The organism is Spirosoma aerophilum, assembly GCF_054782495.1.
Genome location: NZ_BAAGSJ010000004.1, coordinates 929,798 through 953,849 on the forward strand (window position 1 = coordinate 929,798; position 24,052 = coordinate 953,849).

Sequence of the window (24,052 nt, forward strand, 5' to 3'; positions counted from 1 at the left end):
GCAGAGCAATATTTAAATACGAACCTAACATATTCATACCTATACTAATAAATAATGGTTTCTAATCTGGTAGAATCTACTTACCAAAAAGCCATAGCAGGTCTTGATCGAGACATACTAATAGCACCCTATCCAGTTTGGTACAACTATGTAATGAAATTGCCCGTACCACAGCGATCAGTCTATGTAGTTATCGTATTCCATAACCAAGTATTCAACGGGGGATTTCATCAATACTTTTTGAACTCGTATGGGCAATTCGCCTATGAAACGATTGACTGGTTACGACGGATTGAGGCTTTTCCTCAGGCAGCGGTCTTGAACAGAGCAATTGAACGGTTGAGTCTAGAAGAGCCCACTGATGAGCGGTTGATCAGTAAGATAGCTAATAAAAATTTGAGCTGTATAGTTGACTTTGAAGAGGAGACATTTGAGTACTTAAATAAGTTAGATGATGAATATTATGCCTGTAATGAAAACTTAGAGCAATTATTAGGCAGCTTTTTGGCCAGAGACGTATGCGATTAATGGCGTTGAACAAACGTTAAAAACTAACTGTCCCGTAAAATGCTCCCCTCTGAGACGATGAAGTTTTCATGTATTTGCTTCACAACTTGGACACGGCGCAAGGCGGCTTGATTTAACGACTATTTGTAGCTTACGATTGGCCATCCTTACTCAATTGGGGTTGGGCTTAGCGCGTGAGGCCGTAATTTTCTACCAATAATAATGCCCTTAGGCTTAATAAGAGTTAAAGTAAAACGATACCCGATTCTGGTTACCGAATAGTTGCTTTGTTTCATTTCGATTTAGGGAGCCACACTTTGTAGCCTTCACCCGCCCGATTACCAACGGCGTAATAAGGGATGGCGATGATGGTTACCGGTCGTGACTGAGCATCCCGTGCCACACCCGTGATGACGTTCACACCGTTCAGCATTGACGGCTGCTGGGTTAGTTGAAGGGGAGACGAGGTGTCTAGTGCCAGGCTGTCGAGCTGACGGTTATCGATGCTTTCCAGACAATAAACAATGGGCCCCGACGCGATGGCGACCATTCCTTTCAAATCCGCTACCTGCTCGGTAGCGGTGATCAGACGAGGCTGCATGGGCAGGACTAGCTCAACCCGATCGCCTTTTTTCCAGCGTCGCTTGATCACGGCGTAGCCATCCATCATGGGTATCTTCGCGGGCTTACCATTGATTCGAAAGGTAGCGGTCGATATAAGACTTGACTGGTACAGCCCATACGGGTTTTCCAGCCCCCGCGCCCAGCCCGGAATGCGCAGATGAACGGCAAACGTGGTCTCTTTTTGCGGGCTCAGCTCAAGCGTTACGTTGCCATCCCACGGGTAGTTGGTTTTTTGGGTAAGCGCTACGGCATTATCGGCCAACTCAACAGTGGCCGAGCTGCCCACAAACAGATTTACGTACAACCGGTCAGCGGCTGATGCGTAGATGTAATCGGGCAGGGACGAAACCATCTTCAAAAACATCGGCGGACAGCATGGACACGAGTGCCAGCTCCAACGGGCGTGGCGATGGGCGTTCAACGGATTCTGATAGGTGTACTGCGTACCCGACAGCGAAACACCCGTCAGTACATTATTATAGAGCACCCGCTCAAACTCATCCATGTATTTACCCTCGCCGGTCAGCTCGTTCAGGCGCTGACTAAAAAAACCGGCTCCCACGGCGGCACAGGTTTCCAGGTAAGCATCCGTCGGCAGGAAAAAATCCGGCCCGAACTTTTCGTCGTTGTGAATGGCCCCGACTCCACCGGTGACAAACATGCGCCGACCGACCATGTTGTCCCACAGATTGGTTGCCGTATTGACGTAGGCTGGCGCGTGGTTTTCCAGTGCCATCGCCGTCAGGCCCGTGGCCAGCAAGGTAGCCCGGACAGCATGACCTTCAATCGTCGTCTGCTTGAATACCGAAATAGAATCCTGCGCGTAATCGCCCCAGCTTGGGCGCATCTGAGCCGTTGGGTTACCGGTTTTATACTGCTGCTCTTTAATCCACTTTTCGGACTTCTCACTGCCCCAGGCCAGCCAAAGCGGGTACCCGACATTCACTCCCCGGTTTTCAATCCAGAACTGAGCCAGCTCATAATAAGCCTTTTCGTGAACCGGAACATCAAGTTTAGTTTTCAGATCAGGCTGTTGCTTGAAGAGCCAGTAAAGTTTAAGCACCGCTTCTTCCGGACCGGAATGAGCCGGTACAATGTTGCGTCGGGGCGCGGGACCCATCAACTCACTCATGTAGTTCGCATAGCGGGTGGCTACGGTCAGTAGTTTTGTTTTACCCGTTGCCTGGTAATAATGGCCCCCCGCTTCGATGAGCATACCAGCGTTGTAGACATCATGCTGCCAGCGCAGCATCCCTCCGTTGTCACCCCAGCGGTGGGTAGGTTCCATCAGGTCAGTGTACGTGTTGAGATACCCCTTAGGGTCAGCCTGCTGAGCGGCCTCAATCCGGTCAATGTAGCCGTCCAGCCGGGCAATCAGCTGCGGGTCGGGGTGTAGATCGCCAATACCGCGAATCGTTTCGTAGATCAGTCCATCGAACCAGGGAAGGCCCGCATGGTGCCCCGTACCTTTCTTGCCCTGGGCCACCTGGTCAAAGTTGGCAAAGACGTTATTTTTCGCCTGCTCACTGGCCGCGGGCAGATTTTTGGCCTCAAACTTATCCAATACGTCGTTGGCCGTCGTCGTGCGCCAACGCTCAAACTGGGGACTCCAGAACGAGTCCTTAACGGTTACATGCTGGACTTTTTTCAGCTGATTCGTTTGGCCATGGGTCGAACGAATGCGTCGATTCGTGGAGCAGCTTAACAGAATTAGCCCCAGGCAGATGCTCAGAGTGATCGAATAACGTCTCATTGGGTCAGGGGTAGACGACTAGAGCACGAATCACCGGCTACTCAGGCTTCATATAGCTTGAATTAAACGCAGGCGTGCCCTACAAATGTAGCAAAATCTTCCAACTGGTACGAACTGGTACGATTTATATTCTTCGTTAGCTAATATCTTTCTTAGACAATGGCGCCATTAAGAGTACGATGCTTAGTTGAACCGGTTAACCGGATAGGCCTCCATCCACGTATCTTTGCGGCATACCGTGTAGCTGTGAAAGAAAACAAATCAAAATATAACCTGATCGTTAGCCACGTAACCGATCGAATCGCTAGCGAGGAATATAAAAAAGGGGACTGGATACCGTCGATCAACGAGTTTCGCAGTCTGTACAATCTTTCGCGCGATACCGTTTATGCCGGCTTGCGGGAGTTGCGTTTGAAAGGAATTATCGACTCGAATCCGGGGGTGGGCAGTTTTGTGGCCAGTACGAAAGTGCGTACCGGCCAAAATGTTTTTTTGCTGTTTAACGAGTTCAACGAGTTTAAGGAAACGCTGTATTGTTCGTTCATTGAGTCAGTTGCCAACGATGTAACCGTCGATTTGTTTTTCCATAATTACAACCGAAAGGTCTTTGAAACGCTGCTCCATGAAGCCAATGGAAAGTACACGACGTACGTGATTATGTCGGGTAAGTTTAACGGCATTGAGCCGCTACTGCAAACCTTGTCCGGGCGGGTTTTCCTGTTGGATCATTTTCATCCGGAACTAAAAGGAATGTATTCCTCGGTAGCGCAGAATTTCGAGAAAGATACCTACGAAGCGTTGACGTTTGGCTTGCCTCATCTTCAGAAGTACAACCGTATTTTTATGGTGCAGCACGAAGCGAAGGAGCCGCTGGAACGCTACAGGGGCCTTCAGGCCTTCTGCCGCGAGCATGAGTTCACCTGTGATTATCTTGATACAACGGCGAACCGGGCCATGGTTGCTGGGGAGGTGTACATTGTCGTGCGGGACAACGACCTGGCGGATGTGTTAAAACAGGCGGATCGCCAGCAACTGGTGCCGGGCCGTGATATTGGTATTATTTCCTACAATGATACCCCTCTCAAGGAGATTCTGGCTGGCGGCATCACGACTTTATCGACTGATTTTAGCCAGATGGGCAAAACAATGGCCACCCTGATTGAACAGCGGGCAATCCATACCCTTGAGAATCCCTGGAAGCTAACCATCCGCAAGTCTTTATGAAGTACGTATAATTACTAAATAATTAAATCATCGATTGATAATCCATAAAGGCATTTAGTCAATTCCAAACCAGTCAATTCCGTATATGACTGATGGCAGTTGACAGATATTAAAAAATCCCTGTCTCGTCAATCGCTCCTTCCGGAGAAAAAAAATGCTTCATCTCTTCTTTGAGAGCGTTTAGTTGGACATTGACTAGTTAAGTCCCCTCAATGACCAATCGGAGTTTCCCCCTAACATAACGCGAACTTTTATCACCCTTTCTATCTGGTCGTACTGATTCAGGCTTTAACTAATCAGGAGGCCAAACAAGAGAAGGTTCTCAAAAATCGTCGCTGCCGGAAATCGGTAGACCACTCAAAAAAAATTTAACTTATGAATATACTCCTGCCAATTGGCATCGTTTCAGAAACCCACTTCCCTGAAAGATTGATGATGGCACTGAATCGGGATGGTTATTGGCTGTTGGAGACTACCACTCCCTAGCTCAGTACGCACCTCGAACGGTACTTAGCCAAGGTTAGCCAGCTACTGCCCAATCCGCGATGGATTCGTTAGTTAGGTACGTTTCTCCAGGGATCGGCAGCCGAATGGTCACCTGGGTATACTGCTCCTCGACCGATTCGATCTGCATCTGCCCTTGCAGATACTCGACGACATCTTTACTCATATACAACCCTAAACCGGTACCCTTGGCGGCTGGCTTGGTGGTGAAAAATGGGTTGAATAACTGGCTGGCCTCGCGGGCGGGTATGCCTCGCCCATTGTCTCGGATCTGAAGCTCTACCTGCTGATTGACAACCTGCGTACTCACCTCCAGCCGGGCTGCGAAACCCGGCTCCCGACGACTCTTTTCGGCCAGTGTATAACACGTATTATCAACCAGACTCAACAAAAGTTCACTGAATTCGACGGGCAGCAAATAGACCGAAATCGGCTGGTGGCAAAGTTGAAGCGCGAGTTCAACAGATAAGGACGGATACCTGGTTTTCGCTTTCTGTAAGGTGGTGTCGATTTGCTGGGTCAGGTATTGATTCAGATCGATAAGCTCCGGTGTTGAGGAGCGTTCTTTGAGTAACTTCCTCATATCCTGCAAGATGCGGGCCGTGCTGTTACTATGCTCATTGATCTTGGATAAATTCTGAGCCAGCATCGTCGTGGTTTCGCCCAGGTCGTTTTCTGCCTTAGGGGGTAACATCGCAAAGTAGTTCTGAGTGGTCAGCTGCATTTCCTGCAATAGCTCCTGGGCGTTGAGCGAAAAGTTTTTAATGTAATTGAGTGGGTTAAGAATCCGGTCGACAATGCCTTTGGTGAGCTTACCCAGAGTGGCCATTTTTTCGCTCTGTATCAACTGGTTCTGCATTCGGCGCAGTGTTTCCAGTGACGCTTCCAGATCGGCGGTGCGCTGGTGTACCAGTCGTTCAAGGGTTTGGTTCTGCTGGGCCAGCAAGAGCTGCTTTTCCTGTTCCTGAGCCAGCGTCCGCTCCGAAAGTTGTTTTACTTGTCGTAAATTCTGGCGTAGGGCCTGATGGGTTTGGGCATAGTCCCGGACCAGGGAGAGCGAAAACCCGAGGGGTACACTCAAAAACGCCACGGCCACCAGGAGCATCGTTAGGTATACAAACAGGTCGAGGTTTTCGCTCTGCCCCATCAGCAGCAACAGGATGAGAATCACAGGGCTTCCCAGTAGGGCATAAAAAGCAACCTTGAGGGCGTTCCAGGGAAGCAGGGCATTCAAATCTGGCTGACGTTTGCCTAGCCAGCTTACCCGGACGTAGTCATACAGAAACAAAATGAGCAGCCCCCCCGTCATGCTGTCAGATAGAGAGTCGATGCCCAGACTATAAATAAAGCTACCCGCCATGCACCCGATAAGTAGTCGATACTGCCAGCCCAAAGGTTGATTCGTAAAACGATACACTGCCGTCAGTAAAAAACCAAAACCCAGGCAGCAAGTTAGGTCGCAGACCAGACTGGTCAACGAATAGGCCGTTAAAGAGATTGGAAAATCGCTCAGGGCATCTAACAACGACCCCAAACCCAGACAAAGCATGGCCATACCCTGCCATTTATTAACTTCCTGGGCAGGATTCGCTCGATAGAAAAGCAGATGGAGCATACCCAGCAGCACAAATACGCTCAGTAAACAAAACGTTAAGCCCGTAATCAGGCGATTCCAGTTGGCCAGTTCCTGACTGGCCTGACTAGCCCTGTAAGTTTTGGTTTCAAAAGGTACCTCTCCGGTAGCGGCATAGTAGACAGGTTCGGGCTTGAAACGATAATGGACTGCCAGTAAGTGCTGGTTAGTATCGGCTACCTGAAACAAAAGGGATTGCAGCGTTCGCTGGGTGGCGGCCCACCCCCTGGCCGATGGTTTGAGCGTTGCCAACTTACGGCCATCGAGGTACCACTCCGAAGTACCAAACTGGTCGATGGTAAGCAGCAGATCCTGACCTGTCAGACGCTTGTCGAGCCGAAACGTCAACCGGAACCACCCTTCTCCCGTCTGCCAAAGTGCTTTGTTCTGAAGTAGCAGCGAGGAGGGGGAATGGTTTATCCATTGACCATCTTTAAAGGAGGGGCTGGCCCAGGCCTGATTATGCCCCACATGGAATCGCCAGTATTCATCCGGCCAGACTTCATCCAAAGGCATCCTAAGCACCTTGGCCGTAGGCTGGGCGTATCCGGCTGATAGTAATCCGAAAACGATATAAATCCAAAAAATGAAGCGCATAGAAAGGGGTAGACAGTTGGCTGAACTCATGGTTGACCCCTAAAATTGCTGACCAGAGCCGCTGGCGTCAAGCTCAATCGGGATGAACTGTTCAGTTAAGTCCCTTAAGTGACAATATGGGCATGTCAATCGGGAGGGCGTATGCTACTAACAAGAGTGAACAACTATTAAAATTACTATCTCATCATTCGCTTCCCAGTGAAACCTTGGAACTTGCTTATATCTGCTTCTTGTAGCTTCCAAACGCAGAGCGAGCTGATTGTTTTAGTCGAATAAACCACCGGCTAAGTACTTCATGCCTGAATCACAAGCAACGGTGGCAACGATATAGCCCGGACCCAACTGGCAACCCAGATCCAACGCAGCCGCTACATTAAGTCCGGTTGAGGTGCCGGCAAAGATGCCTTCACGAGCCGCCAGCAGCCGCGCCGTGTCTCGAGCACGTGCTTCGGGTATTGCCCGAACCTCGTCGTAACTTGCCGCCGACAAAAGGGGGGGAATAAACCCTACTCCTACTCCATCAACGCTATGACTCCCTTTAACCCCCTGCGTCAACAGGGGAGACTCCGCAGGTTCCAGAGCCACTATTTTTATGTCAGGCCAGGCCTGCCTTAATGCCATCGACACCCCTGTCAGCATGCCCGCCGTACCAACAGCCGCTACGAAAGCATGGACTGGACCTGGACACTGCTGTTGAATTTCCAACCCCATTTTGCGGTACCCGGCGAGAGCATCTTGGTTTTCAAACTGGCGCGTCCAGTAATTCTGGGGATGTTGGCCTAATTCCGATGCTATACCAATCATACGAGGAATTAGATCCGGCGTTATTCGGCCCCCCTCGCTAGCGACAATTTGAATATCAGCGCCCAGTGCCCGCATCGACTGTAGTTTCTCTTGCGCAAACGCATCCGATGAAATCACCTGGAAGCGGTAGCCTTTCACCGCACAAACAAAGGCCAATGCGGTGCCGGTGCTTCCGGCGGTACACTCCACCACGGTCATGCCGGGCTGAAGCGTACCCCGTAATTCGGCTTCTTCAATGATAGCCTGCGCCATGCGATCTTTGAAGGAACCCGTTGGATTCAGGTACTCCAATTTCAGGTATATAGCAGCACATTGTGGGGGAACAATGTTGCGCAACTGCACCAGTGGCGTATTGCCAATGGCGGTGAGGGCACTAAACGCTGATGAGGGCATAATTGATGGCTTAACTAGTGGTTAATACGGATTAGACAGCTTGTGCGGATCGGGTAAAACGCCCAACCACAATGGGTTCACTATCAGAACGTGAAATTGCCCACATAAATGGTACATCAAAATTTAGCCCTGTTTCACAAGTATAGGTGTGGTGTTGAACGTACACGACTGAAGGGTAAATACTCATGTATTGATTTTTCCGTAAATGGATCCTGCCTGAGACCAAAGTGCTTGTCTGTATCTGCTCCCTGAATGAGCGTCATTAAACGTAAGTAAATGAATGTGCTTTCGTTTTGGGTGGGCGTGTTTATGGGAGACGTGATTAATTTAGCTTCAGGGTAAGGATAGTCATCTTCGGTTCAATGAAGTCGTGATGTACGCACTCGGGCGTGTTGTTGTTTGGAAAACAGGGTTGTTATTCGGAGTTGCGTAACAGGGGGGCGGGGAAGTAGTGAAGAGAAACGGATGGACTAGGTTCCGGTAAAATAAGACCAGACCGTTTACGACCTACCAGGCGAGTATACCCCAAATACCGACCAGCATCCGCTTCCAGGGCGGCCAGCTCAACTTGGTTGTCCGGGGCAATAGCGGAGTGCCATCGATGCCATAACCGCCAGCCATCAGTCAGCGAATCTGCCACTTCTACGTCCACCAGACCAGTCCGTTCCCAATGCCGTTTCCACCAGGGAGCGGAGTGTAAACACCATAGATCCGGCGTCCACCATTCGTTCAGATGGTCTGGAACCCGGGTTTCAATCTCCTGCATCAGGCCAGCTCCGACAATCCCTAGTTGGCCACCGGGCTTGATGAACCGAACTAAGTCGTGGAGAAATAAGTCATCGGTGCCATAGTAAACGAAGGAATCAACGCTCACAACGGCATCGAAGAAATCAGCGCCAAACGGCAGGGCCCGAGCATCGGCCCGAAGGGGAAAGACGCCTTCCTGGAAACCGGCGTGGCGAATCCGCTGCAGGTTTTCTGAAACCGAACACAGTAAGTCCACGGCCCATACCTGCACGCCAAATTCCCGGTGTAGAAAAATGGAGGACATCGCTCGTCCACAGCCTAAATCTAAAATCCGCATTCCCGGACGCAAGTCCAGTGCCTGGGCTAACCATTCCGTGAGCCACAAGGGATTGGCCCCCCCACTGACGCCTGCCTTGATCCACTCGGGATGGTAGCTGGAGGAGCGGGGAAACTGAGTTGTAGCGAACAAATCTTCCATAGACATCTGCCTCCCCAATGATTTTTATTTGATGACGAACACAAGTTGTGTCAAGAACTGTAATTGATCGAACGCTTTGTTTTTTAATTGGTTAGCGAAGATTCTGACTACTACCCAACTCCAAATGCCAAACAGCTTCCAGGACATCTATCCGCTCCGCATGTTCGAAATCAGTCCATGTATCCGATTGGTGCCTTGCCTCCAGCCATGACTATTCTATCCGAATAATCGTCGCCTGCCGGGCAATAATACTCCAACTATTGTGTTCATATTTCCATACATTAGTAAATCGTCTGGTCACTAATTTACCGGCATTATCCTGCTGTCCCTGGGGTTTGATCGTCTCCTCCCCCATCACGATCGCTAAATTATCGTTGAAGGTTATTTTTTCAATCGCCCGCTCGAAGGAAAGGTAGTTGAGTTTACGGGTGCGTAATTGCATTTTGGTCCCTTCGACCGTTCCGACCCGGTTCGCTGGCGTATGAATGACCATATCAGGCGACCAAAGCTTGTTGTAAAGCGTAGCGGAATCACTCTTCAAGACCGCTTCCCGTTCTGTATTTTCAAGCCGTCTGATTTCGGCTTCCCTGGTTTGTTGAGCAACCGTTGAGTGAGCGGTCAATACGACCGAGAACAGCACAACCAAAGCCGATAGCGAATTCTTTTTCATGGTGATTCTTGCCAACAAGGCAGTGAATGGATGTCCTTGGGTAAATGTCTTCTATTGATTTTGGCTAAAGATAAGAGGGCCAATGTACTATACTAATTATCAATTATTTACCGGTTGGCCAATTGTTAAAAGATCTGTTTTATTATCCGCATGCTACCAACAGTTGTTGTCAGATATCAAAAACAAATGTCTCTATAAAGGCCCCTATTTAAAACCAAGGGGCGTCCGTGTAGTGACTGAGATAACGGGGTGTTCTAGAAATCATGGCAAACGGTCCGCCGGGGCTCACTAGTATACGGATTGACTACCTATTAATCAGTATGATGTATTGAATTGAACACATCATACTGATTCGCAAACCCGTCCGTCCTTACACCGTTGCCAAAGTGTCAACCGTCGTAAAACCGGTTCCTATCGTAACGGCTTTCCAGTTTTCCAGATCATCTTGTAGAGCCTGTATCTTGCCAACCGTCAGATCATAAGCATCCTGACCCAGCAGTAAGTGTAGGGGCGGGTTAGCTACGTTAGCCACTTGAATAATTGCCGCCACCGCTTTTTCGGGATCACCGGGTTGATTACCTCTGATGTGTTCCCGATGCAGGGCTTCGGACTCCCGCACTAAAGCGTATTCAGCCAACGGACCCTGAGCGACCCGCATCGAACCAGACGACAAGAAATCGGTTCGAAAATAACCCGGCTCAACAATCGTTACCTTCACCCCAAAGGGGGCCACCTCGGCGGCCAGTGATTCCGATAAACCCTCGACTGCAAATTTGGTGGCGCAATAAATACCCCAGCCGGGAAAACTCCCCGTGATGCCCGCAATCGAGGAAATATTGATCACATGACCTGACGCTTGTTTCCGCAAGTAAGGCATGACCTGTCGAATGACATTCAGCGTCCCGAACACATTAGTCTCGAAATTGGCCCGGGCTTCCTCATCGGTCAACTCTTCCAGACTTCCTAACTGGCCGTAGCCCGCGTTGTTGACCACCACATCAATACGGCCAAACTGCCTGACCGTGGCATGGATGGCCTCGCTAACGCTGATCTCATTTCCTAAATCCGCCGACAGGGGTAGAAAATCAGCCGATTGACGACCGACGCCCTGGCGCAATCCGTCAATTGAGCGGGAGGTGGCGGCCACCGCATGACCAGCCTGTAACAATTGATTGACCAGGCCAAGACCGAATCCTTTGGAGGCCCCCGTGATAAACCATACTTTTTTGTTTTCCATGTCGCTTTCGTGTTGATTGGCAGCAAAGGTCGGTTACCAGGGGGTGTCACGGCTTTCGCCATTCAAACCAATACTTACTAAATTCAAACAGTACGATAGGAAGAGGGGGTCAGCCGGGTATGCTTTTTGAAGAAGGACGTAAAATGGGCTGGTTCGTCAAAGCCCAAGCAGTAGCTAATTTCGGCGATGTTCCAATCGGTATGTTTCAGCAAGGCGGAGGCTTCGCTAATGAGCCGCTCGGCGATGTGAGCCGTCGTGGTTCGGCCGGTCGTGTCCCGAATGGAGCGGTTCAAGTGGTTGACATGAACCGATAACTGTCGGGCAAAATCCCGGGCGGACCTTAGCCTGAAGCGCTGACCCGGCAACTCAATGGGAAACTGGCGTTCGAGCAATTCGATAAAGGCCGCCGTAGTGCGGGACTTGGCATTCGGATGCTGATAGAGACTGTTGGAGGGTTGAAACTTCAGGGCCGTATGAATCAGTTGGGAGAGGTAGCTATGAATCAGATCATATTTGTAAATGTAATCGGTATGAACCTCGGCTAACATTTTCTCAAAAAGCCCACTGATTAGCTCATCCTGGGCTTCCTCAAGCGGATAAGCAGGCATTCCTCCAACCCGGAACATGGGTAACTCCTGCAGGTTCCCGCGCATGCGTTCGGCCATGAAGGCATCTCGAAAAATACAGAAGAACCCGGTTTGATTGTCGGAAAGAGGCTCCCAGTTATAAGGCACCTGCGGATTAAAAAACAGCAGGGTCGTCCCCTTGACCCGGATACTTTTGTCGGCGTAATGATAGAGGTTGTCCCCCCGGATGAGGGAAACTTTGTAGTAATCACGGCGGCTATACTGAATGGGAAGGGCCCCCTGGCCGATGCAGTCTTCTAGCCGGAATACGTTGATATGCGTGGCTTCATTAGACAGACCAACCGGTTGTTGGTTAAATTTTATTCGATAAAAGTCCGCTATCGTTTCAGTTGGCCCCATGGAACAAACTTACACAATCCAATCAAAAAATCATTCGTTGAACGACCTGACAATTGGCCACCGCGCCCTAGCTAGTAAAATACTGAATGACGACAGCCACAACACCTTTGCCCGTTCAGTCTGGCAGTTTGTGCAGATCCGCATCAGCCAGGTATAATCGGATGGGTAGGAAGTTGGATAGCACGGGCGCGTGAAATTGAGTCAACTGACTACCAGTCATTGCTGGGATGCGCCCATCAGTCCGAATCGTTCCTGGCTGATGACTGAGCCAGTTGTGTAAAGATTGATTGTCGGCTAACGCGCTCCACATTGTGCTTCGTCTGTAGGCATACGGTGGGTGACAAGGAATCGGCCGCCGGGCCCTTCGTTGTCCAACCGAGGTCCTTATCCCGGAGGCCAAAATGCCTTTTGATAAAGTGTCATAGAGAGAGAAAGAAAAAGTTGTTCCTTTGTCAAGCCAATCACCTCATCCCCTGGGCGGCTACCGGGCCGATTCATGGTCCGTATCATTGCACTATAATAGCTTCGTTAACGCTTTCGGCCGAATTTTATTCCTCATTAGCTGTCGTCATCCTTATTCACTCCCATCATGCTTAATCGTTTACCCATCAGATTCATCGTTATCCTGCTGCTGAGCGCTTTGCTGGGTTGCGCCGATCACTTATTCCCTGTCGTCACGCCCGGCACCGCTCGATTACGCGTCAAAGCGCTGACCCAGGTCGTGACCAGCCAGCTCAGTCTGAGCACAGTCAGTGCCTTTTCGTATGATGAACAAAATCGGCTTCGTTCCCTTGTCGCTTACCAGCTACCCGATAGTAGCGTGGCTCCGGTGGAACAAACGCGCTATGAATACGACGCGCAGGGACGCCTTAGTCAAGTTCAACACGCGATGGTCCGACGGGGATCATTGACTGAAACGTATACCTTTACCTACAATCAGGCGGGTCAGTTGGCACAGTTGGTCAATTTGCCTTCTACCTTCCGGGTATCCCTGCAATACAACGCAGCCAATCTACTGACCGGCTTTGGTAAAGGGATCGGGGTCAGTGGACTTCAATCTACGGGCGGGGGCTCGCTTACCTTCACGGGTCCTAATCTCACGAATGCCTCGGAGACCCTTTCGGTATTTCGGTCCGGCGGTTCGCCCACGGCTCCGGCTGTTTATAGTCGATCAACCAGCACAACCTATGCCTTCGATGACAAAACAAATCCATTCTACGGCGCTTTTTTGATTCCAGCACCGGGGGTCTTTCTCCCCTTTGCCAGTTCGTCCCCGGCGTTTGGGCCCTTCTATACCTTTTACGGGGGTATTGATAACGTGTTTAACTTGAGCCAGAATAACGTTGTGTCGGCTGAGATGGCGAGCGCAACCACAACTTACAGTTATAGTTACAATGGGACTAATTTGCCCATCCGTCGAACAACGACCACCCCTGCGGGCATAACGGAGATCTTACACTACGAGTACGAAGCGTACTAACTGCTTCCGGCGGGTGGGCAATATGGGGTGACGATGACCGTTTTCCCCCGCTGACCATCTTGGTCGTTGCCTTACGATGGCCATCCTTCTTCCCGATAGCGGTAGTCAGATGAGCACACATGCTTTAATTGGCGGCCTGTAAGCTAATTCTGGGCCGAAGGAGGCCCCCGTTAGTACCGGCCTTACGCTAGGGTGAGAGCCCGGTCGGCGGGTGAGTGAGTCTTTAACTCATCGGCCAGAATAAGCGATTGGATCTGCTTGTCAACATTCTTCAGATCAACCTTTATTGCGTTCAGCGGGGCTTGACAACTCCTGATGAGCTGTCGCTGAAGGTTCGGTTCAATAAAGCGTTGTTGTTCTCTGATTGGCGGTTGCCTTTGCTGATGCACTAGAAGTAGCCGCTGGCGAAGCACACTTAAAGTCGCTAATTTTTGCAAAACGGGGCGGGGTGGCTACCAAAGATGAAGTTTATCCCGGAAACGGTATGCATACTCGGCAAATCGGATAGCATCAACTGAATCTGTCTTACTTCGTTATAAACCGCTCCAGGTAAGGACACGCGTTCATTCGGCGAAGCAATTAATTGAACGGATTTGACCGCTACTCCTAAAGTGCAAGCTATATCTTTCCGTAATGGTTAACGTCTATGCAGCTCAGCCATTATCAACGGGTTGTAATACGTAAACAATTGAGCTGTATTCGCCCCAACTTTTTTTAATTTTTTCCCATCGATCAAGCTATGGCAACGACAAACACGAAATTAAGAGCCAGGAAGCCCCTCAAGGTAAAGCTCCTAAACGCATCGGGTCCAGGTCATTGAAGGGATCATTCCATCCGGGCAACTGGCAACCGATGACCCTGGGTTAGCCATTGCTGGTGAGCTGGGCAAACACAAACACCCTGATCCCACGCCCATTCCCTGATTACGGTTACGAAACCAGCCTTACTGTGTGATACAGGTCTGTTGAACCGTGTTTTCCTCACTAAGTCACCCTTCCTGAAAGCCTATCAAACGGCACTTGAGCAGTTTCGGGAAACCATTAACACAGCTGTTTTCATTGAACTACAACACGGGCTACTCATCCAACGCGGCCTGGCCATGCCCATTAGCCGGGCCGAGTACAATCGGCCTCGGAAGCGATTGGATAATAACATCGTTTTAAACAGTGATGGCGTTAGTGAGCAAGCCTTAGGGGTGGCCCGACGATGGCCTGACACCGGTGTCGGAGATGCCTATACAATCGGTACGGTCTTAGCCTTTGACGAGCGGATTTTTACTTGTCTTACGCTTGCTTTAAACTAGAAATCATACCTGTGGTAGCTTTGTGCTGATCAGCGAATTGCTATTTGAATTAGGGCTATCTTCACTCTTTTTGGCGAATGCTTTAGCAATCTTCTTAAGAATAACGTTGACGCCGATTCCATCAAAGAGCAAAAAAAGCCATTTGGCGAGCACTTCAAGCATGTCCATAGCTAGTAGAGTAATTAAATTAGAAAACAGCAGGTCCTTTGCTGAGCGTAAGCATTAACAGTCGTTCATTTACTCGACAAGTATAAACTACCGTGAGCTACTATCACCTCTACGAAAGAGTATACGGCTTGTAAACAAACGGTTAGTTACCCGAATCGTTGTATTCCTGGATAGTAGTCCAACATGTCACATACACTTAGATTAAACTAGATCTGAGTTGACTACGAATGACGCAGTGGTCAGCAACGTCAATTTATAGCCGGAATCCAAAGCCGAAAATACGTACCATGGCGATTGGTCAGGCTCATCTCTCCATCTAACTGCGCCGTTAGCTCCCTAATAAGCCGATGTCCAAAGGAGGCCCGTCGTCCAGGGGCAACCTGACTTAAGAGACCAGGGCCATTATCCTGTACTTCCAGCAACAGTTCGCCGGTTGGCCCTGGTTGTAATCGAACTAGCAGTGTTGGGTGGTGCTGCCGAGTTCCTTGTTGGCTACCTCCCCATGTCGGCGTCAGAAAGGCATATTTAAAGGCATTCGTGAGCACTTCATTTAGAATCAGCCCCAGCGGCACTGCCACTTCAACATTCAGTTGTAAATCGGCAACATCAATCTCGCAATCAAACGTAGCCGGGTCAAATCCATAGCCCACCAGCAGGCCTTCGGTCAACTCTGTCACATACGCTTTGATAGACACTTCGGCCGGATTATCGCTTTGGTAAAGCTGCTGATGAATTAACGAGATAGCATCCACCCGCCGTTGGCTCTCCTGAACGGCCTGCACCGCCCTGGAGTCATCCAATTGCCGCGACTGCATACGCAACAGGCTGGAAATGATGGCTAGGTTGTTCTTCACCCGGTGTTGTAATTCGTGCATCAGCACCGTTTGCCGTTCAGCCTGTTCACTAATCTGCTGGTTATTTTTCGAGACAAGCTGGTTCGTGGTCTGTAACTGGGCGTTGACCCGCCGAATCAAGCGATATTGCCACCCGGCAATAACCAAAAGTGCCAACAACGCGACCAGCCCACCGGCCTGCCAGATGATCAAAATCAACTGCCGCCGGTTGTCCCGGTTCAGCCAGTCGATGTGCGCTTGTTTCTGAGCGATGAGGAAGCGGGATTCCACTCCGGCTACCTGACGAATTTTGTCGGTGTTTTGCACCTGGTCCGCATAGTGGCTGCGAAGCCGTTCGTAGGCCAGTGCCTGTTGATACTGACCCCGAGCCTCCGCAATTTTCGTCAAGACTTCATACACTTGCATTCGGTGTTCATCCCTTCGTTCAGGATCACCTTCAATAGACCGGAGAGCTAAATAAGCATAGCGTTGTGCTTCGCTTAGCCGGCCCAAGTGAAGCAGGGGTTCTGGCAGATGTAAGTACTCATACTTCATTCGCCGATAATCGCTCTGGCGCTGGGCATAGGCCAGACATCGGAGAAAGGTTTGTTCAGCCTCCCGAAAATGGCCCGACTTGGCTAATGTAACCCCATACCCGTCCAACATCGAATAGAAATTATTCCACTGCCGACTGGCCCACAACATGGTTAGCGCCTGGCGCTCGAAAAACGCTACCGAATCGATTTGACCTTTTAGTTGAGCCTGACTGGACTTATACATGTAATTTCCCAAGGCAAGAACGGGTTGATTAGGCTCATGCACTGACGAATTAGCCAGCTTCTGATATTGCCTGCTTTTTGCCGTATCGCCCAATGCCTCATATTCGGCATACAGGTTGAAGCTGAGTAATTGCTGCTGGTCGTAAGCGTAGACTGACTGAGCGATTGTCAATGCCTGTAAGTAATGGTCAATAGCCCCAATATGATTGCCCAGATTGGATTCCAGAAAACCAAACCGAGCGTAGAATCGAGCGATCCACTCGGGAATACGGGCTTGACGGGCTATTGTCAGGCCTTCATGAACCAGTGGCCGGGCTTCTTTAAAACGAGACTGGTTGATCAAATCTCGACTGTAGTCAAACAGCGGCTTTAGGCGCTGCACCGTTGGCATCGATGCCATGCGTTGACGGAAGCGGATCACATCAGCGCCCACTTTCGGCGTTTGGGCCTGGCAAACAACACCCATTATAATTAACCAAATGAATAGTCTGGCGCGTGTAGCCATCAGCGAAGGGCAAAGTGTCGTAAGGTATAGAGTTTGGAGAAGCCACTTAAAATTGTGCCTTCAACTTCCGTAAAAAGACTTTTGACGATCGTGGCCATTGATCAGGGACAATTTAAGTGGGTAATGCGAATGGTATCCAGCATCGAAGTGAATGCATCGGTGCTGATGTGGCGGGTTATGTAGCCTCGCCGATTACGCAGAAACGCTACCGACACATCCGCCCGTTTGATCAGACGGGTTGGTGTTTGAGGGGCGGCATAGCGATATGTCTCAATTCGGCCGGCCAAATGTTCATCTACGGGAAACTGTTTACCCCAGCCAGGCCAGGGGTTGCGGTTAAGGTCATAGGGAATTCCATGAATCCGCATAGCTCTGGCCAGATGATCATCAATAGCCACGAAATCGCGCTGGATAACTCGATAGTACAATTGGCCTTTATCATTAAACACCTCAAGTTGTACATACCGCCCCCGTCCGTCGAGCTGGTAGCGTGTCGAATAGCCCTGCAATCCACTGTTGTTTATGGGTATGCCGCGCAGTTCGACCAGATGACCCTGAGCGTTTGTATGGAGCTGATAACGATAGACGTGGCGTCCCTCCTGAAAAAAGTCAATTGAGGCCAGGCGACCCTTTTGGTAGATATAATGGCTGGAATCTTCCTGTCCATGTACCCATTCCAGCCATCCCTGTTTGTTATAGGTTAATTGCTGGACGAGGGTAAATGGCTTATAACCGGCGCCCTCCTCCTGAGCAGTACATGTAATGAGACGCTGAAGCGAGTCGAAGAGGTACATGTAGCGATTGGCATTGGCCTCTTGCCAGATAATTTGGCGGCAAAGCCCAGAAGTTGATTGCTTGGGCGACCCCTTCAAGTGATTACCCGGTGCTGTCGCCTGACGTTGATTGGTGTCGGAAGAGCAGCTCAATCCGGTTATCAGAAGCATTTGAATTAGAAAGCCAATCCCATTTTTACGCACAGAGCTACTCCATTGAGCCTTTTTAATTCGTGTTAAGGTAAGTCATTTTTTCAAAGAATTCATAAAATACCTACTTAAAATAGTGGACAAGTAGTATGTGCGATTGACAGGATCAGGCATTGCCTGTTCTGCTGGTGCTCAGTTAATTTATCTATGAACTATCAGGTTAAAAAAGCGAAGAAAAAATACCAGGCGTACGTAACTAAGTGAGCCGCAGCAGCAGACCATTTAACCAATAGTTAAGAGCATGGCATCTCGCTAATACGCTACTTAAGTGGACTAGATTGACAGTCAATTACAGCTTTATCAATTGACTTTTTCTCAAGCGGGATCGTTTCACCAGTCGGTAAACAAGCCATAAGATGCCGGAGCCTGCCAGCATAAGTAAGACGGTCGTTTCGGAAGGATGATGGGTATCATAGAGTTGTTTGATTCCATTGACCAGGTTGTTACCCAACAGAGCCACACTCACGGCCCATACTGAAGCCCCTAGGGCATTGTAGAGCGTAAACCGAGTTGACGAATAGCCCGCCAAACCCAAAGCAGCCGGAACAGCCCCCCGTAGGCCATACAATGCCCGAAAACCGATTACCAGCCCCGTACCATAGCGATCGATCAAGCCCTTAATTCGCTGGTAACGGAGTTGCCACCGAGGTCGGGAACTGATAAAGGTTGAGCCAAAGCGATGGCCCAGCTTAAAGCAAAGCTGGGTGATGCAGAACGAAGAAAACGCAGCCAGAGCAATCACAGCTGGTAGCGAAAAATATCCTTGATGAGCTAAATAAACCCCGATCAATAAAAAGGCTTCACTCTCCAGCAGAACGCCGAGAAACAGCATAGGATAGCCGTAGGTGAGCATGAGTTCCTGAAAGTCCATGATCCATTAGATAACGTTGAGTTCAGGTAAAACTCATTCAAGGTCAATTGGTTATTACTCGGCATGCCGAGGCTGACGGAAGCTTATTTATGCGGGTAAAAGATAGGATAAACACAGGCGATCGATTCGAATTGTCATCCCTAAAACTATTTCTTTTTGAGACGAAGAAATGAACAAATATGTGCGCCTATAATTGAACAGTTCATTTTAATAACTGTTGCCCGCAATCCGTAGTGTAGGCTAGACAGGGACCTGGTGGCTATTGTCTGGTACAAGGGGTTGTTTCAGCAGACATAGCCAAGCGTATTGGTATTAGTAAGCGTTTGCTTAAAAGCCTTTTTACAACCAAAAAAGCTTTCTTAATGTAGGGTTATGCTCAACATAAACTTACAGTAGATCTGTTGTTCATCAAAATTACAAAGTTCAGCATCTGAAGGGATGTAATCAACAGCCTACATTTAAGCCGAGCCGATAAGTCCGCAGGAGCTAGCCTCTTTGCTAGCGCATTACAAGCGATCGGTTTGTGAACAACTATTTTAAGGTATTCGATGAGTTGGCGGAATCCCTGTTGGCAAGACCTTTCGAAGAACTATGTAATCCCGACGATCAGACGGTGCGTGTCAGCCGGTTGATGTAGAATGAGCTGGATGCGCGCTGGCGATCGATACCGGTCATCGGTTTGACTAACATCCAAACTGATGCGGATCGGGCCAGAAGTTACCCGTTAGGCAGTCGGGCATTTATTGCCAAAGTGGAAACGCCTGGGGAGCTAACGAATTCAATCGCCTTCATCCAGGAACGATGGGTGAGTGAAGAGGGAATAGCTGACTGAGTGAACCGGCAAACCCGATGGCCCTTGAGCACGCCGGTAAGTGCCATCGGGTTAATCAGTATGAACCACAAGTTATTTTACGACTCTCCCTAACCTGGGGAAAAAACAAGGCAAAGCCATGTTAATTTTCACGGGGCTGTTCAATCACGCACTTGCCAGACAGCCATGCCTGACGCAACCCGAGCACCACTTGATTTAAGCCGTCCAGCGTGGATGGTTTTGTAATAAAACCATCGGCTTTTAACGCAATAGCCGCCTGCCGATCCGCTGACTGATTGGAGGTTGTCAGGATCACAACGGGTATGGTATCGTAACCGGACTCCTGTCGCATCTTCTGAAGGACCTCCAAACCACCCATCAGGGGCATATTCAGGTCCAGCAGGATCAGGCGGGGAAAGTCAACACTCGTTTTTAGGGCTTGCAGGAGTTCAACACCATTGGGAATTGGTTTAACCCTGCACTCCGGGCTATTTTGCTCGAAGGCAGCTTGAACCAGGAAGCGATCGTCTTCGTCGTCATCAACTAAAAAGACACATTCGGACGTTAATGATTTCATTATACAAGTTATTCGGTCGGTGAACTCTATTAAGACGATAAACTATCCATAGAGTCATTTTATTTTGACGTAAATACTGGATCTAATCTGAATTAAGCAGAAAGGCTTCCGTTATCCCCCCTGGTCAGGATGAGCAAGAATACCAGTACGTTACATATCAACCATTTCTCTACAGGATTACCCATAATACCCATCAATAGATTACCTAATGGGCCGGTCTAGGCGGATGCCAATAACTGGACTTCACCAGAAATTGGACTCTCATTGATGGCATACGCTTCATTTTAACACGGCTTTCTGCCGACTCCCTGTCGCTTGGTGTAGGGTTCCCGAAAATGGCACTCCCCGAATGAGCAGATTGGCTCATAGAACTGATCAGGTTTACACGGGCAAATAGATGTTGAACGAGGCTCCCTGCCCTGGCTGACTATCCGCCGTCATCGCCCCACCATGATTGATCACTACTTTCTGACAGATGGCCAACCCAATGCCCGTACCTGAAAACTCATCCTTGCCATGCAGCCGCTGGAAGACCTGGAAGATTCGGTCCTTGTACTTTTCTTCAAAACCTATTCCATTATCGCTCACCGTGATGCGCCAGTAGGCGGTGGTGAGCCGCGTAGGATGAACATCGGCGGGAAGATCCCGTCTGACAATCTGATGAGCGATCACCCGGATTTGTGGAACGATACCCGGGCGTCGGAACTTGAGTGCGTTGCTCAACAGGTTTTGAAACAGTTGGCTCAGCTGCATCCCATCCCCCCGAACAACGGGCAGGTCGCCCAGAGTGATCTGCGCCTGGCTTTCCTCAACAGCAATGGACAGATTGTCTAAGGCTTGGTGCACTATCCGCTGCACCGATACATCGTTGAGGACGGCTTGCTGAGTAGCAATGCGGGAAAAGGCGAGCAGGTCCCGGATTAGGGTTGACATACGCGCCCCGGCCTTGGTCAGTCGACTCAGGTAAGCGGTTCCCTCCTGGCCCAACTGGTCGCCATATTTTTCCTGCAGAATGGCACTGAACGACTGAATTTTGCGCAAGGGTTCCTGCAAATCATGGCTGGCGACAAAGGCGAACTGCTCCAGATTCTGATTTGACCGTACTAAATCCTGGTTAGCCTCCTGCAAGGACTGGGTACGCTGATGAACCCGGTCTTCCAGTTCGTTGGCCAGGGTTCGATAGCGTTCATGGCTTTCTTCCAGTTGCTGGCGGGCTTCTATCTGGGCCGTTACGTCGATGACGATACCGCTGAAGCGCAGGATGTGTCCCTGCTCATGGCGAAGGGTCTCACCTTTAGCCTGAACCCAGCGCGTCCGGCTCTCGGTGGTCATCGTTCGAAAGATAATGTTGTGTTCATGGGAGCAGGCCGGGTCGAGGCTGCGCTGGTTGGCCTGAGCAACCCACTGCCGGTCATCGGGGTGTACTTGAGCGAGCAGGACAGCCGGTGTTACTTCAGCATCGGGGGATAAGCCAAAGAGTTGCTTACAGAGGCTGGACCAATAAGCTTCCCCCGTCATCAAATTATAATCCCAGGTACCCACATTGGCCGCTCGCAAAGCCGACTCCAGCCGCTCCACCCGAGTCGCTAATTCCTGTTCATAATAGGGAGGATGTTGACTCATACTCACACCAAAGAGAATAATTACGCGTCATGCGGTTGAGAGTAGCCGCCCCTTCAGAATAAGCGAATAAAATATTCAGATTACCTTAATTGACTCTTTAGCGGTGGACAGTAATCGTGTCGGCGGACCAAGTCAAGCTAAGGTATTCTTATCCTGATTGTAAAGAGGGGCTAAATGATTGCCACCTGGCCGCAATAGTAAGCTGGCCAGATGATCAGTAGCTTTTCTCTATCGAATTGCTAAACTACATGTATTCGTGCATTATTGAGAACGGGGTGAAGAAAAAATGAGCCTGCGACGGATAGTGGTTGACCGTTATTAAAAACCAGCGTCTCCAATAAGGCTTCTACAGGAGACGACATAGCTTTCTGGCAGCCGCTCATCAAAGTAAGCCTAATCGATGGGGTCGGGCTGTACACGTGTTGGGGGCGAGACAAGCGCTGCCAGTAAGCCATCCCGACAGCTTATTCCACGTTGAAGCGGCTGTTCGGCTGCTTCAATTCCAATTGGATGGTATTTGAATCTAAAGCTAACCTGGCCAGCGATTGATAAATCAAGCTAACCGCCTGTTCAACCCGTTGCCAGTTCTCCTCGCTTCGCAAATCCATGCCCATCACCGAACGGTCCAGTTGAGCCTGTATGGTTAGATAGGACAAACCGCCCAGCACCACGGCTGACAGCGCTTCTGTATCTCCTCCTCTGACGAGCGAAAGCTGGTGGACCAACTGGGTAAACTCCTGATCCAGGCTTTGATTGACCGTGTCACCAAGCGGGACATGTGGCTGGACAGCGGCTTTCAGTAGTTGACGGGCCGAGGCCGAAGTCCGCATTTGCCGGAACGGCTGTAAGGCATTCGTCGACCAGAAAGCGGCCAAACCCTGTTGCTGGATGGGGCTTATCTTCTCCAGCATTTGGGGGGTATACCGGGGCAACACCCGGCCGGATTGTATATACTGGCTAACCAGCCCTTCCAGGCCACCGAAATAGCGGTAGATCAACACTTTACTGACCTGGGCTTTTTCCGTGACCCGGGTGATGCTGACCCCATCCATGCCCTGTTCAGCTAGAAGCTCTTCAAAGGCCTTGAGAATGCGGTCAGTCGTAGCGGTTCGGTTGCGTGTGGGCTTTTCCAAAATTGGTTTTAGACGAATTGATAGTTGTCGTTGAGTAAAGAGGGCCGGACCTAAAAGCGTACTGGTTCAGCCTGATAGTAGTACTTAATCGGCATTTAGCCGACAGGAGGCCGTTTAACTAGCTGGATGAATACGCTTTGTGTTCCGCTTTGTTGAGCCCAGCCAGGCAAGCCTTCAAAAGCAGAGTATTAATGATCTAACCGAGCCTGATAGTACTGGCGGGCTTTCTCACGGGATCGCTTCAGGCGCATTTTCACGGCGCTCTGATTGAGGTTCAACTGTTGACTGATTTGGTGAATATTCAACCCCTGCTGGTACTTCATCTGAAGGATGCTGGCGTCTTTAGGCGACAACCCTTGCAGGGTTTGGTTAAGCAACTGAGCCTGCTCTTCCCAGGCGTCCAGATCATGCTGATCGGCGAGCTGATCAGCATGATGGTCTTCCAGGCTGGTCATCGACAGGCGGTTGGCCTTTTTGATCTGATCCATACAGTAATTAAAGGAAATCGAGTAGAGCCAGGTAGAAAAGCTGGATTTAGCCTCGAAACGGTCCAGTCGTTCAAAGGTGCGCATGAATATGTCTTGCGTGAAGTCCTGCGCTTTCTCATTGTCTTTGGTCAGCGATAGACAGCGCCGGTAGACCTTGCTGACATAGCGGTTGTAAAGCGTTTCAAAGCAAACATTGGGATTGTTAGCCAGGTGCTTTTGAATCAAATCTTCGTCGTTGAGTTGGGCTTTGGTAATCATTGTAAGCAAATGGATTATCTTGTAGTATTTTCCTTTCGCACTTGTTAATACAAATCTGTTCTCTTTTGTTAGAGATTGGGAAC

Annotated in this window: 20 protein-coding genes; 5 read left to right on the plus strand and 15 right to left on the minus strand. The window is 49.8% G+C overall.

Going from position 1 to position 24,052, the window contains the following annotated elements:
- Positions 1-54 precede the first annotated feature (54 nt).
- Positions 55-528 (plus strand): DMP19 family protein, encoded by a 474-nt coding sequence (locus ACYVK4_RS05795; RefSeq protein WP_461126525.1) that lies wholly within the window; start codon positions 55-57, stop codon positions 526-528.
- A 271-nt stretch (positions 529-799) separates the two neighbouring features.
- Here ACYVK4_RS05795 and ACYVK4_RS05800 read toward each other — a convergent pair whose 3' ends face one another.
- Positions 800-2,884, minus strand: coding sequence for a glycoside hydrolase family 127 protein (locus ACYVK4_RS05800; protein WP_461126526.1), 2,085 nt, complete (start codon positions 2,882-2,884; stop codon positions 800-802).
- Positions 2,885-3,130: 246 nt separating this feature from the next.
- Between ACYVK4_RS05800 and ACYVK4_RS05805 the strand changes: the two genes are divergently transcribed.
- Positions 3,131-4,108: a GntR family transcriptional regulator gene (locus tag ACYVK4_RS05805; protein WP_461126527.1), complete on the plus strand. Its 978-nt coding sequence runs from the start codon at positions 3,131-3,133 to the stop codon at positions 4,106-4,108.
- A 520-nt stretch (positions 4,109-4,628) separates the two neighbouring features.
- Here ACYVK4_RS05805 and ACYVK4_RS05810 read toward each other — a convergent pair.
- The 6 genes from ACYVK4_RS05810 to ACYVK4_RS05835 form a co-directional block, all read right to left on the minus strand.
- The gene (locus ACYVK4_RS05810) at positions 4,629-6,842 is read right to left on the minus strand and encodes a sensor histidine kinase (RefSeq protein ID WP_461126528.1); all 2,214 of its coding nucleotides are present in this window, start codon (positions 6,840-6,842) and stop codon (positions 4,629-4,631) included.
- 264 nt (positions 6,843-7,106) lie between these two features.
- Entirely contained in the window at positions 7,107-8,039 is a 933-nt protein-coding gene (locus ACYVK4_RS05815) for a PLP-dependent cysteine synthase family protein (RefSeq protein ID WP_461126529.1), read from the minus strand.
- A 415-nt stretch (positions 8,040-8,454) separates the two neighbouring features.
- A complete protein-coding gene (locus ACYVK4_RS05820) occupies positions 8,455-9,264 on the minus strand; it encodes an SAM-dependent methyltransferase (protein ID WP_461126530.1) in 810 nt (269 codons plus the stop codon).
- A gap of 211 nt (positions 9,265-9,475) precedes the next feature.
- Entirely contained in the window at positions 9,476-9,934 is a 459-nt protein-coding gene (locus tag ACYVK4_RS05825; RefSeq protein ID WP_461126531.1) for a nuclear transport factor 2 family protein, read from the minus strand.
- A 370-nt stretch (positions 9,935-10,304) separates the two neighbouring features.
- Positions 10,305-11,171: an oxidoreductase gene (locus tag ACYVK4_RS05830; RefSeq protein WP_461126532.1), complete on the minus strand. Its 867-nt coding sequence runs from the start codon at positions 11,169-11,171 to the stop codon at positions 10,305-10,307.
- 83 nt (positions 11,172-11,254) lie between these two features.
- The gene (locus ACYVK4_RS05835; RefSeq protein ID WP_461126533.1) at positions 11,255-12,157 is read right to left on the minus strand and encodes a helix-turn-helix domain-containing protein; all 903 of its coding nucleotides are present in this window, start codon (positions 12,155-12,157) and stop codon (positions 11,255-11,257) included.
- On the opposite strand from ACYVK4_RS05835, the gene ACYVK4_RS05840 reads away from it, so the two are divergent.
- The 3 genes from ACYVK4_RS05840 (at position 12,156) to ACYVK4_RS05850 (ending at position 14,940) form a co-directional block, all read left to right on the plus strand.
- Positions 12,156-12,314: a hypothetical protein gene (locus tag ACYVK4_RS05840; protein ID WP_461126534.1), complete on the plus strand. Its 159-nt coding sequence runs from the start codon at positions 12,156-12,158 to the stop codon at positions 12,312-12,314. The genes ACYVK4_RS05835 and ACYVK4_RS05840 overlap by 2 nt on opposite strands.
- A 432-nt stretch (positions 12,315-12,746) precedes the next feature.
- Positions 12,747-13,637: a hypothetical protein gene (locus tag ACYVK4_RS05845; RefSeq protein ID WP_461126535.1), complete on the plus strand. Its 891-nt coding sequence runs from the start codon at positions 12,747-12,749 to the stop codon at positions 13,635-13,637.
- A gap of 964 nt (positions 13,638-14,601) precedes the next feature.
- Positions 14,602-14,940: a hypothetical protein gene (locus ACYVK4_RS05850; protein WP_461126536.1), complete on the plus strand. Its 339-nt coding sequence runs from the start codon at positions 14,602-14,604 to the stop codon at positions 14,938-14,940.
- Positions 14,941-14,943: 3 nt separating this feature from the next.
- Here ACYVK4_RS05850 and ACYVK4_RS05855 read toward each other — a convergent pair whose 3' ends face one another.
- From ACYVK4_RS05855 to ACYVK4_RS05890, 8 genes are all read right to left on the minus strand, one after another.
- Positions 14,944-15,108 (minus strand): hypothetical protein, encoded by a 165-nt coding sequence (locus ACYVK4_RS05855; RefSeq protein ID WP_461126537.1) that lies wholly within the window; start codon positions 15,106-15,108, stop codon positions 14,944-14,946.
- A gap of 248 nt (positions 15,109-15,356) precedes the next feature.
- Complete coding sequence (locus tag ACYVK4_RS05860; protein ID WP_461126538.1) at positions 15,357-17,225, minus strand: sensor histidine kinase; 1,869 nt, start codon at positions 17,223-17,225, stop codon at positions 15,357-15,359.
- Positions 17,226-17,326: 101 nt separating this feature from the next.
- Positions 17,327-18,169 carry a hypothetical protein gene (locus ACYVK4_RS05865; RefSeq protein ID WP_461126539.1) on the minus strand — a complete coding sequence of 281 codons (843 nt, stop codon included), beginning with the start codon at positions 18,167-18,169 and terminating at the stop codon, positions 17,327-17,329.
- Between the two features lie 328 nt (positions 18,170-18,497).
- Complete coding sequence (locus tag ACYVK4_RS05870) at positions 18,498-19,079, minus strand: DedA family protein (protein WP_461126540.1); 582 nt, start codon at positions 19,077-19,079, stop codon at positions 18,498-18,500.
- Positions 19,080-20,032: 953 nt separating this feature from the next.
- Positions 20,033-20,467 (minus strand): response regulator, encoded by a 435-nt coding sequence (locus tag ACYVK4_RS05875; protein WP_461126541.1) that lies wholly within the window; start codon positions 20,465-20,467, stop codon positions 20,033-20,035.
- A gap of 381 nt (positions 20,468-20,848) precedes the next feature.
- Positions 20,849-22,090, minus strand: a complete 1,242-nt coding sequence (locus ACYVK4_RS05880; protein WP_461126542.1) for a PAS domain-containing sensor histidine kinase — start codon at positions 22,088-22,090, stop codon at positions 20,849-20,851.
- Positions 22,091-22,554: 464 nt separating this feature from the next.
- Positions 22,555-23,223 carry a TetR/AcrR family transcriptional regulator gene (locus ACYVK4_RS05885; protein WP_461126543.1) on the minus strand — a complete coding sequence of 223 codons (669 nt, stop codon included), beginning with the start codon at positions 23,221-23,223 and terminating at the stop codon, positions 22,555-22,557.
- 188 nt (positions 23,224-23,411) lie between these two features.
- The gene (locus tag ACYVK4_RS05890; RefSeq protein WP_461126544.1) at positions 23,412-23,969 is read right to left on the minus strand and encodes an RNA polymerase sigma factor; all 558 of its coding nucleotides are present in this window, start codon (positions 23,967-23,969) and stop codon (positions 23,412-23,414) included.
- Positions 23,970-24,052: the final 83 nt, after the last annotated feature.

What these genes read in the sequence shown, in the direction of transcription:
- ACYVK4_RS05795 (WP_461126525.1), top strand. Translation starts at nt 55, where the DNA reads ATGGTTTCTAATCTGGTAGAATCTACTTACCAAAAAGCCATAGCAGGT.
- ACYVK4_RS05800 (WP_461126526.1), bottom strand. Translation starts at nt 2,884, where the DNA reads ATGAGACGTTATTCGATCACTCTGAGCATCTGCCTGGGGCTAATTCTG.
- ACYVK4_RS05810 (WP_461126528.1), bottom strand. Translation starts at nt 6,842, where the DNA reads ATGCGCTTCATTTTTTGGATTTATATCGTTTTCGGATTACTATCAGCC.
- ACYVK4_RS05815 (WP_461126529.1), bottom strand. Translation starts at nt 8,039, where the DNA reads ATGCCCTCATCAGCGTTTAGTGCCCTCACCGCCATTGGCAATACGCCA.
- ACYVK4_RS05820 (WP_461126530.1), bottom strand. Translation starts at nt 9,264, where the DNA reads ATGGAAGATTTGTTCGCTACAACTCAGTTTCCCCGCTCCTCCAGCTAC.
- ACYVK4_RS05825 (WP_461126531.1), bottom strand. Translation starts at nt 9,934, where the DNA reads ATGAAAAAGAATTCGCTATCGGCTTTGGTTGTGCTGTTCTCGGTCGTA.
- ACYVK4_RS05830 (WP_461126532.1), bottom strand. Translation starts at nt 11,171, where the DNA reads ATGGAAAACAAAAAAGTATGGTTTATCACGGGGGCCTCCAAAGGATTC.
- ACYVK4_RS05840 (WP_461126534.1), top strand. Translation starts at nt 12,156, where the DNA reads ATGGAACAAACTTACACAATCCAATCAAAAAATCATTCGTTGAACGAC.
- ACYVK4_RS05835 (WP_461126533.1), bottom strand. Translation starts at nt 12,157, where the DNA reads ATGGGGCCAACTGAAACGATAGCGGACTTTTATCGAATAAAATTTAAC.
- ACYVK4_RS05845 (WP_461126535.1), top strand. Translation starts at nt 12,747, where the DNA reads ATGCTTAATCGTTTACCCATCAGATTCATCGTTATCCTGCTGCTGAGC.
- ACYVK4_RS05855 (WP_461126537.1), bottom strand. Translation starts at nt 15,108, where the DNA reads ATGGACATGCTTGAAGTGCTCGCCAAATGGCTTTTTTTGCTCTTTGAT.
- ACYVK4_RS05860 (WP_461126538.1), bottom strand. Translation starts at nt 17,225, where the DNA reads ATGGCTACACGCGCCAGACTATTCATTTGGTTAATTATAATGGGTGTT.
- ACYVK4_RS05865 (WP_461126539.1), bottom strand. Translation starts at nt 18,169, where the DNA reads ATGCTTCTGATAACCGGATTGAGCTGCTCTTCCGACACCAATCAACGT.
- ACYVK4_RS05870 (WP_461126540.1), bottom strand. Translation starts at nt 19,079, where the DNA reads ATGGACTTTCAGGAACTCATGCTCACCTACGGCTATCCTATGCTGTTT.
- ACYVK4_RS05875 (WP_461126541.1), bottom strand. Translation starts at nt 20,467, where the DNA reads ATGAAATCATTAACGTCCGAATGTGTCTTTTTAGTTGATGACGACGAA.
- ACYVK4_RS05880 (WP_461126542.1), bottom strand. Translation starts at nt 22,090, where the DNA reads ATGAGTCAACATCCTCCCTATTATGAACAGGAATTAGCGACTCGGGTG.
- ACYVK4_RS05890 (WP_461126544.1), bottom strand. Translation starts at nt 23,969, where the DNA reads ATGATTACCAAAGCCCAACTCAACGACGAAGATTTGATTCAAAAGCAC.